The organism is Mesorhizobium sp. ES1-6, from assembly GCF_020164775.1.
Lineage (GTDB): Bacteria > Pseudomonadota > Alphaproteobacteria > Rhizobiales > Rhizobiaceae > Mesorhizobium.
In genome coordinates this window covers 1-13,912 of record NZ_JAIUGU010000016.1, presented here as the reverse complement: position 1 = coordinate 13,912, position 13,912 = coordinate 1, and the positions used below count along the sequence as shown (strand labels likewise).

The following is a 13,912-nucleotide window of genomic DNA, read 5'->3' as shown; positions in this document are numbered from 1 at the left end:
CCAGCAAGTACTCGGCGACACCTGCGACTTCACGCAAACTAAGTCAGTTTGCCGGCCCTCATGGAAAGCACCTGAGGAAGCTTATGTTCCATCATGCGTGCCTCGGAACCTTACAAGCCTCTCGAAGAAACCGCTTGTTTTGGCATAAAGGCCCTGCGAGAGTACCAGAATGCATTGGATAGGAAAGATGACCGCCGGCTTTCGAACTAGCCGATGCGACGGCAAAATTGATACGCCCGAATTTGGGCCTTCGATGCCGACTGGGGGAATGCTTGGGCTAATACAGAACGTTCAATCACGACGCGAACCTGTGTTCGCGATATCGTGAAGCTTACGCCTGATCAGGATCGCAAGCCGATCATCGTCGCTGAAGACGTTCGCAAGACCTATCAGTCCAATGATGGCCGTTCACACCTTGCGCTTGCCGGGGTCACCACTGCAATCGGGCATGGCGAGGTGCTCGTCATCTTCGGGCCTTCCGGCTCCGGCAAGAGCACATTCCTTCGCACGATGAACGCTCTTGAGAGGATCGATTCCGGGCGGATCGTCATTGATGGCGTTTCGCTTTCTGAACCCGGGGCTGACCTCAACAGGCTACGCGCCGACGTGGGTATGGTCTTCCAATCATTCAATCTGTTCCAGCACCGAACGGCGCTCGACAATGTCGTTTTGCCGCAAACCGTGGTGCGTCGCCGTTCACGGACGGAAGCGTTGCGTCGGGCACATGAGCTGCTCGACAAAGTGGGCATAGATGATCGCGCGGGGCACTACCCCAGCCAGCTGTCCGGTGGACAGCAGCAGCGCGTGGCCATCGCCCGCGCTCTGGCCATGGACCCCAAGGTGATGTTGTTCGATGAGCCGACCTCGGCGCTGGACCCGGAGACCGTCACCGGCATTCTCGACCTGATGAAGGTTTTGGCATCTGAAGGGATGACGATGGCGGTGGTTACCCACGAGATGGGCTTTGCGCGTGAAATCGCCGACCGCATGCTGTTCATGGACGCCGGATTAATCATCGAGGAAGGCACCCCTCAGCAGATTTTCCACGCGCCAAGGCAAGAGCGGACAAAGGAGTTCCTCAATCAGATACTATGATGTTGGACAATGTCAGATCGCAATCAACAAGGAAGAAAAGGGAGAGAGAAGATGAAGAAGAGTTTCAATACCAGATTGACCGGAGCAGCCGCGACCTTGGCCGCGATGCTGGCAGCCTGGTTCACGCTAGCGAGCGTGGCGCACGCCGACGAAATGGATGATATCCTGAAGCGGGGCGAATTAGTCGTCGCCGTCCAGACGCAGGGTCCGCCGGTCAGCTTCGTCGATAAAAAGGGCGAGCGCACCGGCCTTGCCGTCGAGTTCGCCAAGCAGATGGCTGCCGATCTCGGCGTGAAGGTTGTGTTCCAGGATTACGACTGGAAAGGCCTCATTCCGGCGCTTCTGGCTGGCAAGGCAGACATGATTGCCGGCGATATGACCCCAACCCCGCAACGGGCGGCGCAGCTTTTGTTTTCCCGGCCGATGTTCTTCAACGACACGCTGGCCTTTGCCGCCAAGGACTCCCAGTACATGACGTGGCAGGACCTCAACAAGGAAGGTGTGACGGTGGCGGCGCTGCAAGGCAGCACGTATGCGGATGCGGTGACCAAATATCTGCCGAAGGCGACGCTGAAGGTGTTTGCAGGCGGCGGCCCGGCGGTAGCGCAGACCCTCACCATGGGGCGGGTCGACGCGATGGTCGGCGGGCAGGACTATAATTCGTATGTGCGTCAGTTTGAAAATCTCAAGCCGCTCGAAGGCATAATGACGCGTGAGCCGCTGGCCTTTGCCACCCGGCCCAACGCTTTCCACCTCAAGATGTGGCTGGACAACTATGTCGAGCTGAAGACCGCCGACAATTCGCTGCAGACACTGCTGGCCTATTGGTGGACCTCCGATGCCTGGGAGAAGGACCACAAATAGGGCTTTCTGAAACCGATCGACGCGGTGATCCTGCGCCGCGTCGATCAAACCCCTTCTGCCCACAGCCTACATCCTGACTAGGTCGCCGAGGCGGTCAAAGCCCTGAGCTCCAATGCGGAAACCGGATGAACTGGGTCCTCGATTTTTACAACTATCGCATCGTCGAGCAGTATCTCGGGCGCTTCGCCGAGGGTCTTGAAAACACGCTTGTCGCGGCGGCTGTCAGCCTCATCGCCGCCGTCATCCTCGGCACGATGTTAGCGCTTTGCCGCATGTCGAGCCGCGCAATTCTGTGGCGCCCGGTGGCCGGCTATGTCGCGTTCATTCTGGCGACCCCCCTGCTGGTGCAGATCTATCTTATCTATTACGGCCTGCCCATCCTGGTTCCGGCAACTGGCCGCTGGAGCGAACTGACGCTCGGCATCATGGCGTTGTCGCTGCACAATGCCGCCTACATGAGCGAGATCGTGCGCGGCGGCATCGCGTCGGTTTCGCGGGCGCAGATCGAAGGCGGTAAGGCAGTCGGCATGTCCTATCTGCAGCGGCTGCGGTACATCGTCCTGCCGCAGGCGTTCGCCAATACCCTGCCTCCCCTGCTTGGTCAGACCGCGGTGCTGATCAAGGACACCTCGCTTCTTTCGATCATCGCGGTTTTTGATTTCCTCAGTGCCGGCCTGTTGCTGAATAGCGAAAGGGTGCGGCCCAACGAGAGCTTCCTCACCATAGCCGCCGGCTATCTCGTCATCTACGCCGTGATGCTGGGTTTGTCATGGACGGTCAAGCGCTGGCTCGCCGGCCCCGCATGGAACGCCGGGAGGTAGCAATGCAGCATTATCTCGACATAGTCGTCGCCATCCTGCCGTTCCTGTGGACCGGTTTCGTGCAGACGTTCTGGGTCTCGCTCATCGCAATCGTCGTCGGCTCCGTGCTGGGCTTCCTAATCGGCGTCGTGCGAAGCCAGCGGGTGCCGGTGTTCCACCAGCTTTTCGGCCTCTATATCCACATGCTGCGCGGAACACCGTTCCTGGTGCAGCTCTACGTCTTCTATTTCGTGCTGCCCAACACTGGCATTGACGCGCTGCAATGGAGTTCTGAGATGGCGGCGTTCGTCTCGCTCTCGGTCTATACCTCCAGTTATGTCGCCGAGATCGTGATGGGGGCTATCGACGCTGTTCCGAAGGGACAGTGGGAGGCTGCCACCTCGCTAGGTTTCAAGCGCGTCCCGATACTCGCCCTGGTCGTCCTGCCGCAGGCCTTGAAGCTGACCGTACCGCCGATGAGTGGCGTCTATGTCAACATCATCAAGAACACAGCCATCCTTTCGGTGATCGGCATCTCGGAGCTGACGCGACAGGGTGAGATTTCGATCATGCGGTTTCCGCGCGACGTGCTTTTCATCTACGGCGTGATCGCACTGGTTTATTTCGCCTACTGCTACCCTGTCCTGCGTTTCACGCGTTGGGCGGAGCGTAAGGTCGGCGGCACCCGTTTCATCAACCTCGATTGAGCCAGCGTGGCCAGCGGATCCAATGACGCCCTATGTCGATACCTACTACGGACGCACGCTCACAGCAGAGACTTCATACCCCGTGCTGTCTGGCCGGCATGACACCAGCGTCTGCATCGTCGGCGGCGGCCTCGCCGGACTAACGGCTGCGCTCGAGCTTGCCCGCCGCGGGCTTTCGGTGACGGTCCTTGAGGCGCGCCGCGTCGCTTGGGGTGCGTCGGGCCGCAACGGAGGTTTCGTGTCTCCGGGCTGGGCGGCGCCCGGCGACCAGATCAGTAAGCGCGTCGGTACCGACCATGCCAGGGCCCTGTTTCGCCTTTCGATGGAGGGCGTCGCGATGGTCTCCGACGCCATCCGCGATCTGGCCATCACCGATGCGCAGGTCATTCACGGCATCTTGCGGGTATCGCGTTACGAAAATAGCGAGGCACTGAAGGCTCAGCGTGACGAACAGGAGACTGAGTTCGGCCGCCAGTTGCGCTTGCTTTCCCGCGAGGAAGTACAAAGCCTGCTGCTATCGAGGAAGTACCATCAAGGGCTCCAGGACGACGCCTCGTTCCATTTCCACCCGCTGAATTATGCCCGCGCGCTGGCGCGCGAAATTGTTCGGCTCGGCGGATCCGTTCACGAGGATACGCCCGCGGTCTCTGCCGATCTCGCAAGCGTGGAAAAAAGAGTTCGCACGCCCGAAGGCGAAGTACGAGCTGCGAGCGTCGTCTTTGCCGGCGGTGGCTATACCGACCGCGTGCTGCCGGCTTTGCGCCGCGCCTTCCTGCCGATCGCCACATACGTCGTGCTGAGCGAACTGGCGCCCGAACTGATCGCGACCGCGATCCGCACGCAATCAGGGATCAGCGATGGCCGGCGCGCCGGCGACTACTACCGCGTGGTTGACGGCAAGCTGCTATGGGGTGGACGCATAACCACGCGCACCACCGACCCGCGCGATATCGCTGCCGTGATCCGGCGAGAAATGATCGCGACCTACCCCCAACTAGAGAGCTTGAAGGTCGACGTGGCATGGTCGGGACTGATGGCTTACGCAAGACATTTAATGCCGCTGATCGGACCGGTTATGCCGGGCGTGTGGGCGTGTACCGGGTTCGGCGGCCATGGTCTCAACACCACCGCGATCGGTGCCCGGGTGGTCGCCGAGGCAATTGCGGGCGAGAGCGACCGCTATCGCGCGTTTGCGCCTTTCGGTTTTTTGTGGAACGGCGGCCTTTTCGGCACTGCCGCTGTCCAAATGACTTACTGGGCCTATCAAGGCATGGACCTCGTCCGCGAACGCCGCTCAATGCGCGTTGCTTAGGCGTTTCAGAAGCGGTCAGGCGAATATGGCGCGGGGTCGATATGGGGCCGACTGGCGGTGACGAGTTCGGCGATCAGTCGTCCCGTCGAGCCGCCGCCGATCATACCCGTATGACCGTGGCCCGTCGCGACGAAGAGCGAGCTATGTCCCCGCACCTGGCCAATCGCCGGCACGCTGTCAGGCAGGGAGGGGCGAAAGCCCATCCAGATCGTCGGCTCTCCGCCCTTCAGATCGGGAAACAGCGCTCGAGCGTGAGTGAGCAGGATTTCGGAACGCCGTTCGTCAGGTGGGGCTTCCAGGCCGGCAATCTCGACCGTGCCGGCAAGACGGAGGCCGTGTTCCATCGGCGACAGCGCGAAACCCCGGTTCTTCATCTGGACCGGCATCGGCAATTCGATCGATGGGGAGGGGATCATCAGGTGGTAACCACGTTCCGTCTCGAGCGGCAATTCGGCACCGAGCGGCTCGAGCAAGCGGTTCGACCAGGCGCCAGCGGCGACGATCACGGCGTCCGCCTTTCGGTTGGCCGTGTTCGTCATAAGCGTGTAGCCACCTGCTTCGCGAGGGATGATCTTCAGCACGCGTTCCGCTTCGAACACGCCGCCGGCTTGCCGCACCCCGTCAGCAATGGCCATCACCAAGCTATGTGGATCGATTGTATGGGCGTTGTGGGGATAGAGGAGCCCGCGTTTTGCAATGTTTGAAATACCCGGCAGCAAGCGCTCCAAATCCGAGCGAGACAACGATTCGGTGACGACGCCTTGCCGCTCGTTGATTTCAGCAGTGATGCGGTCGGAGAGACCACGGGCCTCGCTTTCCCAGATCTGGATACCGCCTACCTCGCGGATCAGGGCTGCGAACGTTGGACCGCCGATCAAATCACGATAGCATTCGAGGTTGCCCCTATGAAGGTTGCATAGGGCGTCTGCTGCCCTATTCACGCGGTCCATCCGTCCGGCCCGAATCCATCTGAGCAGCCAAGGCGCTGCCTTCAACGCGTAGCGAGGCCTCAAAACCAGTGGTCCCAACGGATCGGTGAGCCAGCCTGGCACTTGCCGCAGCATTCCAGGGATGGCCACAGGCACGTTGCAATCGTGCCTGACCATTCCGGCATTGCCGAAAGACGTCGCGGTGCCGGGGGGCAACGGGTCGAGGACCGTGACGCTCAGACCTGCCCGCTTCATATAAAGAGCTGCGCTGACGCCGACGATGCCCGCTCCAATAATTGCCACTTCCTTGCCCAATTCCGGCATGTAGACGTTCACCTAATTTTGAATTTCAAGCGCACGAACGTAAATTCAGGGCCGGTTGTCAAGCATGGACGGCAGGTCCGCCGCCTTCGGGACAGCAATAGCGGAAGGGGCAGGGCGCTTCGCGAAGGGCGAGAAGTTTGAGACCGGTTGTCGTACCGATGTTTGTCCACGTCCCGAACGCCCCAAAGGCAGAATGCGTCCGCCGCGGCGAAGAGTTCAAAACTGCAAAACGGATCGGAACATCAGAGCTCTCTAACGGTTCTATCTTGGTCGATTTCCAAGGTAGAGGGGCGGCCGTGTCAGCGTTTGAATTCGTCTATTTTTCTGGTTTGACGGCGAGTGATCTCCTAGGCGGCGTTGTCTCCTTGTTGGCCTGTTGTGTGCTCTACAACGTTATCGCAGAGGATCGTCCGCACCGGTAGCGCGGGAGCCGAGCGCCTGGCCCGCTGGCTCCGCTTTTCATGCCGCCGTGCGGGAACAGTACTCTTCGGCTGGTTCGAATGACGACAGCTCCCACGCTGCTGGTCAGGTCCACAAAGACCTGACCGGCCCGCTTCGCCGCCAGTGAGGCGGGCCCACAGCATGGCAATCAGGCCTGCCCTAATCTAGAAACCCGCTGCCGAAAGGTGGCGAGTTCTTTTTTATCTTTCCCGGTTGGGAACAGCGGACGCGAGGCAAGTTCGGGCGAACGCGGTCGGGGTCCCTTCGCTGCTGGCCAACGCGGCGGTTTCAATCAGCGGCCCAGATTGTTCGTGCATCCCACCTATTGGCCAGGGTCGAATTTCACCTTTGAACAGGATTGTCTCCGCCGGCCCTATCGGATTCGTGATCCGCCTCTCCAGCACTTCGACAAGTGTCCGCCCAACCGCGGCCATGTCGACGGAATGAACGTCAATTTTCGCCGGCAGGAAGCGTGCCAGCCGCGTGCTGTCACGAGTGACAATGTGGACGTCGCTCCCCGGCGCAAGACCTCTTTTGCCAAGAACATGTAGCGCCCCCAGAAGGCCCAGTTCGTTGGCGCATGCCAGGCCCGTCGGCGGATCTGACGACGCCAGCAGGCGATCGAACCAGGCCGCGCTCGATTCCATGGTGAACGTGCCATGGCCGATCAGCGATTGGTCGACCGCAATGCCGGCCTCGGCAACCGCTCTTGATAGCCTGCCAGACGCGTCGCGCTCGCCTGGTCTTTCGGCACGAGAAGTTGCAGCGCTATACGTCGGCAGCCCTTGTCCATGAGCCGTCGGGTCGCGTCGTAGGCGATCTGCTCATTGTCGATATCGACATAGGGATAGGCGATGTCCAGATCGGGTCTGCCGAAGGTGACGAACGGTATCGCCTGGTCGAACAATAGCTTGACGCGCGGATCGCCCGAGACCATGCGCGTGATGATCAGTCCGTCCGCGGTGCGCGCCTGGAGCAGGCGGCGCATGCTTTCGACAGGATCGTCGCCGGGCGTGGTGGAATATATGGAAAGGCTATAGCCCGTTTGCCGCGCCGCCAGCGTCATGCCCTCGATCAGGGGAAGCTTGGCCAGATCGGACAGGTAATCGCTCGTCTCCATCGGCAGCACTGCGGTCAGCGTCATTGTGCGTCCGGTTTTGAGCGCGCGACCGTGATGATCCGGCACGTAGCCGACGCGCTTCGCCACCTCCTTGACCCGCGCCGCAGTCAAGGGGCCGAGAAGAATGCAGGCCACCAGCGTGCCCAGCGACAGTTCAAGGGTAGTGGCCAGCGCCGACCATGTCAGCCCGCTCGACAGCACCTTCTCGTAATTGCCGACGGAGTATTCGCCCGCCGTCGTCAGGAAGGATTGCCGGACGATCGAGAGGAGCGGCAGTATCGCCGCCAATCCAACGATGAAAAGCGCCGGAAGCGACAGCGAAAGGAAAAACCGCCGCTCGCGTCGGCCGTCCGCGGCAAGCACGGGATCGGCGGCGATGGTCACGCAATCGCTCCCGGAAGCGCGTGAACTTTCTCAGGCGGCGCATAGACGGTCATTCCAGGTGACGACCAGATCCGCTTCGCCGTCTTTCAGCAACTGCGCCGACTGAGCTCCCGAGGTCCACCATACCGAGACGCTTGGCTTGATCGCCTCAAGCCGCTTGATGGCGCGCTGCAGGCCTTCCGGCGTGCTGAGCACAGGATAGACGTCCGCCGGCACCACGCCGTCGGAGAGCAGTGCGATCTCGATCAAGTCCTGCGCATTGGCGCGCAGAGCGCGACGGTTCGGGAACTTGGCGACATCCCAGAACTCCGCCCAGGTCTTCGGAGGGTTCTCGCCAAAGGTCTTGGTGTTCCACGACATGACGGTGCCGTAGGAATCGAACGGGTGCTGGCCATCCCGGTCGCGTGCATTGTGTTGGCGCCCGCTCTTGCCCGCTTTGACTGGAACCAGGTTCAAGCGGCGCGCAGCCTGGGCGCCGACTGGGCCAGAGCCATCGGCGGCATCATCGTTCCGCAACTTCAAATAAGCCTGTTGTCGGCGACATTGATGGCCTTCCTGACCTCGCTCGACGAGTCTGTCATTTCGATCTTCGTCGCCAGTGGCCGCAACAGCACGCTGCCGAAACTCATGTTCCTGTCGCTGCGCGACCAGATCGATCCGACCATCGCGGCGATCTCGACATTGTGGACCGCCATTGTCGTGGCCGTCATCCTGATCGTTACCCTTCGTCAAAAATCCTGACGAGACCGAAACCATGCCAATCAATCCTATCGCAGCCGATCATTCGACAGACATACCCAAGGTGGGGCTGGCGATCATCACCGGCTCGGCAAACTGGGGACTTGCCTTTCCAGAGGATGCCGAAGTCGACGGCGTGCGCACCTTGCAGCGCGATATGAGCTTTGAGACACCCTTTGGCCGCACCGACAACTGGAAGCTCATCGAATTCGATGCCTCAATTACCGCCGAAGGCAAAACGAAACAGGCGCTGTGCATGTATTCGCACGGCAACCCCCGCCACCATATCGACCATTCCTGCCATCGCCGGGCGTTCTGGGTGTTGATGAGCGCGGGTGTAAGGCAAATCCTGGCCTGCTCGACCATTGGCGCCGTCACAAGGCGATCAAGCCCGGCGACATGGTGGTGCCCGCCGATATCATCGAACTGACGCAGACCCCGTTCTCACTGCTTCCTGGCCGCCAGAGGTTCGACTGCTCCGGCAAGCAGATCGTATGCCCAAGGTGCGCGGCCGTTCTGGTCGAAACCGCCCGCCGTCATTGGCCGCCCAAATGCCGCGTTCATGGCATCGAACAGCAACTGGTGGCGGCCCACTGTTACGGGCCGCGGCTGACAAGTCCGGCCGAAGCCCTAGCGTTTCGAAGCATGGGGGCCGATGTGCTCAACCATTCGATCGCTCCCGAAGCGACTTTGTCGCGCGAGATCGGCGCGTGTTTCGTGCCTCTTGCGTTCGTAACGGCGGGTTTCAACGACTATATGGACCGCAATCGCCAGGAATTGCTTCAGGAGGACGTGTTGCCGAACCTCTCGATGCTGGCATCGCGAGTTGCGCTGGAAACTGCCGCAAGATTACCGGCCGATCCGGAGTGCTCATGCCAGGGCTTGAAGTCGCCACAACCCGCAGAACGCCTTACCCGGTTCTGAGGCAGCGAGGGCGCTTGGCTGGTCACTTACGAGGTGCGCGCATAGTGAACACGGTCAGATATCTCGGGGTTGACGTCGAGCACTGTCAGAGCTGTCGTTCGGCCGTGTCGGCCGACCGTTTTCGATATCGCTGCAACCGCGCTGCGACCTCCCTCATGGGGTGGAAAGCGTCTATCTGGCGGACTAGACTTAGCGACCATGCTGGAACCGCTGGGATCGAACCTATGGATTGCGGAGGGCGGAATCGTCTCGTTCAAAGGATTCGATTATCCGACACGCATGGCCGTAGTGCGCCTTGCCGATGGGGGGCTGTGGTTGTGGTCGCCGGTCGAAAGGACGGCTGCGATCGAGGCTGAGATTCGAGCGCTGGGACCTGTTCGGCATATAGTCAGCCCCAATAAGCTGCACTATCTGTTTCTGGGCGAGTGGCAGGCCGCATTCCCGGGCGCGAATTTATGGGCGACGGCAGCGACAATTGCCAAGTGCAAGGAACTCCGCTTTTCCGGGGTCCTCGCCGACGATCCGCCAGCCGAATGGAAAGGACAGATCGACCAGTTCTATTTCAACAATTCGCTCTTCATGGACGAATTGATCTTCTTGCACCGCGCATCGCGCACCGCCATCATCGCCGACCTCTCGCAGACCTTCAGCGAGGCGTTCTTGAAACAACATTGGCCTTGGTGGATGCGGCCAATCGCAAAACTTTCGAAAATGGTCGAAGGCTGGGGCTATCCGCCGATCGACTATCGGATCAGTTTCCGCAGCCGTGCAACCGCGCGTCCAAAGATTCGTGAGTTGATCGGAAAACATCCTGAGCACGTCGTCGTGGCGCATGGTGAGGTTGTCAGGACGGGTGGCGAAGCCTTTTTGCGGCGTGCCTTTTCATGGCTGCTCCAGTAGGCCCAACGTCGGCGATTGGACGACGCGAATGGCAACTATCCGCTGATCTTGCACAATAGTAGACAGTCGTCTTCCTCGACGACGATGCGATAGAGCTGACGCGTGCTGATCGGCTTCATCGCGTGCTGCCCCGGGAACAGCCAGCCGTCGCGGTGCATCACGCCCTGCTGCCGCCCAACTTTCCACCACTCACGCAGAAGCGTGAGCAGATCCTCCGAGAGCATGGTGTTGCGATACCGCCCGCCCTTGCCGCGCTCGACGCGCAGCAGCATGCGCTCGCTGTCGACGTCGGCGACCTTCAGCATCGACACCTCCGCGACAGGCAGGCCGGCGCCATAGGCGACCGAGAGCGCCGCCTGGTGCTTGAGGCAGGTGGTGGCGTTGAGCAACCGGGCAACCTCGTCGCGGCCAGCACCACGGGCAGGTTACGCGGATGCGCCAGCCGGACGAGCCTGCGCGCCAGGTCTGGTCGATCGAGCGTCTGGGTGAAGAAGAAGCGCAGGTGTCCGGTGACCGCCGAAGGAATGTCGCCAGGCGTCCAATGTCGCGGAGATAGTTGCGCTGCGTCTCTCGTGAGAAACGCCGCATGTTCATGTCGTTGATCAGCCACTGGCACAGCGGGCTGATCGCTGCATCGAGAATGGGATGGTGCATGGTCGGGCTCCTTGTTGAAGAAGCCTGTCATGCTCTGCCCCCGCAGGATGACGCTCAATGAGGCGCGGCGGCAGGTTCGGACGCTTTACCTCAACCGCTCGCCCCATCCCGCGCAGCGGGTTCGTTCTCCGGCCCCATTTCAGCCGCTCAAGCCACGGCCTGTGCACCAGTGATCTCGACAAGCGATCCGCACATGAACTGGGCTTCGTCCGACGCGAGGAAGGCAACGAGTGCTGCGACTTCCTCTGGCTTTCCAATCCGGCCGAATGGGACAAGCCTGTCGAGATCGGCAATCGTCCTGCCGGAGCGCTTAACGCCGGCCTCCAGCATCGGCGTGTGGATCTCACCCGGACACACGGCGTTGACGCGGATCTTGTGCGGCGCGTAATCGCGGGCGAGGTTCTGCGTGAAGGACGCAACCGCGGCTTTCGTCACATTGTATGCGATATGGTTGGGCGCGGGATGCAGCCCCCATTGCGATGCGGTGTTGACGATCGCGCCACCGCCACGCTCGATCATGTGCGGCAGCACGGCCCGGCAGAGGTAGAACATCGAGTGCAGATTGACGTCAAAGCAGGAATGCCAGTCGCCTTCGGTCAAAGTGAGCAGGTTGCCGCGCCGGTTGATGCCGGCGTTGTTAGCAAGAATATCGATGCGCCCGTTGATGCGCAGGACATCCGCAACCAGATCGGCGCAGGCAATGGCGTTGGAAATATCGGCTCGGATTGCGCGCGCCTTGCCACCTTTGGCGGAGATGTCTGAGGCCACGGAACCAGCCGAGGCCAGGTCCATGTCGGTAACCGCGACAAAGGCGCCTTCATCGGCGAGGCGATGTGAAATCGCCGATCCGATCCCGCCACCGCCACCCGTGACGATGGCGACCTTTTGTTCGAACCGCTTCATTTCAAACCTCTTGGATCCTGAAAGCATTTCATCTGATGTAGCTGGCGCCGTTGACGTCGAGCGTTGCGCCGCTGAGCGAGCGTTGCGAGGAGCGCAGCGCAAAGCTCACCAGCTCGGCGATTTCGGATGGCTCCGCCATCCTACCGATTGGAATATCGGCGACCGCCACTGCTTCGCCAAAGCGCGACACGAATTCCCTAGCCATTTCCGTCCGCACCCAGCCTGGCGCGATCGCTATCGCCACAATGTTGTCGGCGCCGAAACTGCGGGCGATCGATCCGCGCGCCATGTCATCGCGGCCTTTGAGATCGCGCTGCAGGATGCAAAGGGTAAGAGTCTCGGCATTCCCGTCCATGAACTGCTCGGCGGCGCGCAATCGGACTCCATACAAATCTATGGTTCAGGCGGGTGTTGCGACCAGAAACACCAGTTCATGCGCGAGATGGACATGCTCGGATCGCTGGGGATCGAGATCTACAAGATCCGTTCGGTCAAGCGCGACGTCCTGCGCACGGCGTGGGTTCTGGACGAAGCAGGTCGATTACGCGGCATCAAGGTCGGCGTCGACATGTGCCAGAATCTGGCCGATCCGCCACAGGCGGTCGAGGACGTCGTCGCCTTCGTCGAAGCCGTGCATGCGCTGACCGATCAGCGGATGGTCTTCGTCGAGGAAGCTCTGGGCCCCGACCAGCCCGATGCGTTCCGCGAACTTCGCGGCCGCATCGACGTGCCGGTCTGCGGCGGCGAGATCGTCACGACGCCCAGGGAAATGATAGAGCGCATCAACGCCGATGTCTATGACTTCGTCCAGCCCGACGCCTCGGTGATGGGCGGCATTTCGGCTGTCATGGATGTCTTCGAGGCCGCAAAAGCCAAGGGAACCGATGTGGTAGTGCACGCGTGGGGCGGTGCCGCCGCGATCATGGCCAGCTATCACGCCGCCTTCGCCGCGGGCGGAAAGCTGGTCGAATATCCGATGCTGTATTTTCCGCTCGGCGCCGAGATGATCGGCGACCAGGGATGCATCGAGGGTGGCCGCCTGATCCGCCCAACCGCGCCGGGACTCGGTCTTAGGCTCACTCCCGAAATGGAAGCGCGCTATCCTTTCGACGAAACAGCTGTCTATTCCTGTGTGCTCACGGACTGGGGCCCGCCGCCCGACAGTTATTGGCGAGATTGATTCATTAGCTTCGCCACCTTGGGAAGACTAATTTAGCCGGCTGTGACACCCCCATGCCATGTGGCGGTGAAAGCATGATCGCGACGGGGCGCTTCGTGTATATCTTGCGCCGCCAGTCGCGCCGTTGCGCCTGAACTGTACGGAGAGTGCGATGGCAGAAGCATCCGTGTGCGCTATGTGTGTGGCGCGCGCCGGTTGCCAACAACGCGGGACCATACGGAACGGTACGGGAAGAAACTTTGTTTTCGACTCACGAAAAAGCAATTAAATCAACGACATTGGTGCCTCCCTCCGGATCCCGGAGTGGCGATTGATTCTGGAACAAAAAATCGCCACATGGTGAGCGGTGATGGTACTTTCAAGGCGATGTGGGCACGCTATCGAACGCTGCAAACTGTGAGGAATCGCCCGATTGGTCTCGAAAGTTGGTGAAACCTCAAACATTTTTAGCAGCGATTTTCCCTTTGAAATCAAAAGCGTAACTTTTTGACGGTCCATAGGTCGGCGCTGTACGTCACAAATGCGAAAAGCCAAGCTAGATCAATGGCCTAGCTGGGTCGGAACAATCGAGTGGGAGTGACGGGTACAAACGGCGGCAATAGCGTAGTTTCGGCGGCGACTTTCGCAGCCATAAGAA

Annotated in this window: 17 protein-coding genes; 10 read left to right on the top strand and 7 right to left on the bottom strand. The window is 60.6% G+C overall.

Annotation, left to right across the window (positions count from 1 at the left end):
- The first annotated feature begins 324 nt into the window (after positions 1-324).
- From LB564_RS28195 to LB564_RS28175, 5 genes are all read left to right on the top strand, one after another.
- The gene (locus tag LB564_RS28195; RefSeq protein WP_318012861.1) at positions 325-1,095 is read left to right on the top strand and encodes an amino acid ABC transporter ATP-binding protein; all 771 of its coding nucleotides are present in this window, start codon (positions 325-327) and stop codon (positions 1,093-1,095) included.
- 105 nt (positions 1,096-1,200) lie between these two features.
- A complete protein-coding gene (locus LB564_RS28190) occupies positions 1,201-1,959 on the top strand; it encodes a transporter substrate-binding domain-containing protein (RefSeq protein WP_224542496.1) in 759 nt (252 codons plus the stop codon).
- A gap of 125 nt (positions 1,960-2,084) precedes the next feature.
- On the top strand, positions 2,085-2,780 hold the full coding sequence (locus LB564_RS28185) for an amino acid ABC transporter permease (protein WP_224542437.1): 696 nt from the start codon (positions 2,085-2,087) through the stop codon (positions 2,778-2,780).
- A 2-nt stretch (positions 2,781-2,782) separates the two neighbouring features.
- A complete protein-coding gene (locus LB564_RS28180) occupies positions 2,783-3,466 on the top strand; it encodes an amino acid ABC transporter permease (protein WP_224542436.1) in 684 nt (227 codons plus the stop codon).
- 22 nt (positions 3,467-3,488) lie between these two features.
- Positions 3,489-4,778, top strand: coding sequence for an NAD(P)/FAD-dependent oxidoreductase (locus tag LB564_RS28175; protein ID WP_224542435.1), 1,290 nt, complete (start codon positions 3,489-3,491; stop codon positions 4,776-4,778).
- Between the two features lie 5 nt (positions 4,779-4,783).
- Here LB564_RS28175 and LB564_RS28170 read toward each other — a convergent pair whose 3' ends face one another.
- The 4 genes from LB564_RS28170 to LB564_RS28155 form a co-directional block, all read right to left on the bottom strand.
- Positions 4,784-6,043, bottom strand: a complete 1,260-nt coding sequence (locus LB564_RS28170; protein WP_224542434.1) for an NAD(P)/FAD-dependent oxidoreductase — start codon at positions 6,041-6,043, stop codon at positions 4,784-4,786.
- A 629-nt stretch (positions 6,044-6,672) separates the two neighbouring features.
- A complete protein-coding gene (locus LB564_RS28165; protein ID WP_224542495.1) occupies positions 6,673-7,254 on the bottom strand; it encodes a substrate-binding domain-containing protein in 582 nt (193 codons plus the stop codon).
- Positions 7,140-7,976, bottom strand: coding sequence for a hypothetical protein (locus tag LB564_RS28160; protein ID WP_224542433.1), 837 nt, complete (start codon positions 7,974-7,976; stop codon positions 7,140-7,142). Before LB564_RS28160 ends, LB564_RS28165 begins: the two co-directional genes overlap by 115 nt.
- Before the next feature lie 30 nt (positions 7,977-8,006).
- Complete coding sequence (locus LB564_RS28155) at positions 8,007-8,432, bottom strand: extracellular solute-binding protein (protein ID WP_224542432.1); 426 nt, start codon at positions 8,430-8,432, stop codon at positions 8,007-8,009.
- On the opposite strand from LB564_RS28155, the gene LB564_RS28150 reads away from it, so the two are divergent.
- The 4 genes from LB564_RS28150 (at position 8,361) to LB564_RS28135 (ending at position 10,538) form a co-directional block, all read left to right on the top strand.
- Positions 8,361-8,717 (top strand): ABC transporter permease, encoded by a 357-nt coding sequence (locus LB564_RS28150; protein ID WP_224542431.1) that lies wholly within the window; start codon positions 8,361-8,363, stop codon positions 8,715-8,717. The genes LB564_RS28155 and LB564_RS28150 overlap by 72 nt on opposite strands.
- A 13-nt stretch (positions 8,718-8,730) precedes the next feature.
- Positions 8,731-9,144 carry a hypothetical protein gene (locus LB564_RS28145; protein WP_224542503.1) on the top strand — a complete coding sequence of 138 codons (414 nt, stop codon included), beginning with the start codon at positions 8,731-8,733 and terminating at the stop codon, positions 9,142-9,144.
- On the top strand, positions 9,114-9,638 hold the full coding sequence (locus LB564_RS28140; protein ID WP_263491320.1) for a hypothetical protein: 525 nt from the start codon (positions 9,114-9,116) through the stop codon (positions 9,636-9,638). The genes LB564_RS28145 and LB564_RS28140 overlap by 31 nt, the downstream gene beginning before the upstream one ends.
- 198 nt (positions 9,639-9,836) lie before the next feature.
- Positions 9,837-10,538, top strand: a complete 702-nt coding sequence (locus LB564_RS28135; RefSeq protein ID WP_224542430.1) for a DUF4336 domain-containing protein — start codon at positions 9,837-9,839, stop codon at positions 10,536-10,538.
- A gap of 35 nt (positions 10,539-10,573) precedes the next feature.
- Here the strand turns inward: LB564_RS28135 and LB564_RS28130 are convergent, their stop codons facing one another.
- From LB564_RS28130 to LB564_RS28120, 3 genes are all read right to left on the bottom strand, one after another.
- Complete coding sequence (locus LB564_RS28130; RefSeq protein ID WP_224542429.1) at positions 10,574-10,927, bottom strand: tyrosine-type recombinase/integrase; 354 nt, start codon at positions 10,925-10,927, stop codon at positions 10,574-10,576.
- A gap of 412 nt (positions 10,928-11,339) precedes the next feature.
- Positions 11,340-12,095, bottom strand: coding sequence for an SDR family NAD(P)-dependent oxidoreductase (locus tag LB564_RS28125; RefSeq protein ID WP_224542428.1), 756 nt, complete (start codon positions 12,093-12,095; stop codon positions 11,340-11,342).
- Positions 12,096-12,123: 28 nt separating this feature from the next.
- On the bottom strand, positions 12,124-12,384 hold the full coding sequence (locus LB564_RS28120; protein WP_224542493.1) for an SDR family oxidoreductase: 261 nt from the start codon (positions 12,382-12,384) through the stop codon (positions 12,124-12,126).
- A gap of 144 nt (positions 12,385-12,528) precedes the next feature.
- On the opposite strand from LB564_RS28120, the gene LB564_RS28115 reads away from it, so the two are divergent.
- Complete coding sequence (locus LB564_RS28115) at positions 12,529-13,275, top strand: enolase C-terminal domain-like protein (protein WP_224559223.1); 747 nt, start codon at positions 12,529-12,531, stop codon at positions 13,273-13,275.
- Positions 13,276-13,912: the final 637 nt, after the last annotated feature.

What these genes read in the sequence shown, in the direction of transcription:
- LB564_RS28140 (WP_263491320.1), top strand. Translation starts at nt 9,114, where the DNA reads ATGGTGGTGCCCGCCGATATCATCGAACTGACGCAGACCCCGTTCTCA.
- LB564_RS28175 (WP_224542435.1), top strand. Translation starts at nt 3,489, where the DNA reads ATGACGCCCTATGTCGATACCTACTACGGACGCACGCTCACAGCAGAG.
- LB564_RS28115 (WP_224559223.1), top strand. Translation starts at nt 12,529, where the DNA reads ATGCGCGAGATGGACATGCTCGGATCGCTGGGGATCGAGATCTACAAG.
- LB564_RS28185 (WP_224542437.1), top strand. Translation starts at nt 2,085, where the DNA reads ATGAACTGGGTCCTCGATTTTTACAACTATCGCATCGTCGAGCAGTAT.
- LB564_RS28120 (WP_224542493.1), bottom strand. Translation starts at nt 12,384, where the DNA reads ATGGCGCGCGGATCGATCGCCCGCAGTTTCGGCGCCGACAACATTGTG.
- LB564_RS28145 (WP_224542503.1), top strand. Translation starts at nt 8,731, where the DNA reads ATGCCAATCAATCCTATCGCAGCCGATCATTCGACAGACATACCCAAG.
- LB564_RS28190 (WP_224542496.1), top strand. Translation starts at nt 1,201, where the DNA reads ATGCTGGCAGCCTGGTTCACGCTAGCGAGCGTGGCGCACGCCGACGAA.
- LB564_RS28180 (WP_224542436.1), top strand. Translation starts at nt 2,783, where the DNA reads ATGCAGCATTATCTCGACATAGTCGTCGCCATCCTGCCGTTCCTGTGG.
- LB564_RS28135 (WP_224542430.1), top strand. Translation starts at nt 9,837, where the DNA reads ATGCTGGAACCGCTGGGATCGAACCTATGGATTGCGGAGGGCGGAATC.
- LB564_RS28125 (WP_224542428.1), bottom strand. Translation starts at nt 12,095, where the DNA reads ATGAAGCGGTTCGAACAAAAGGTCGCCATCGTCACGGGTGGCGGTGGC.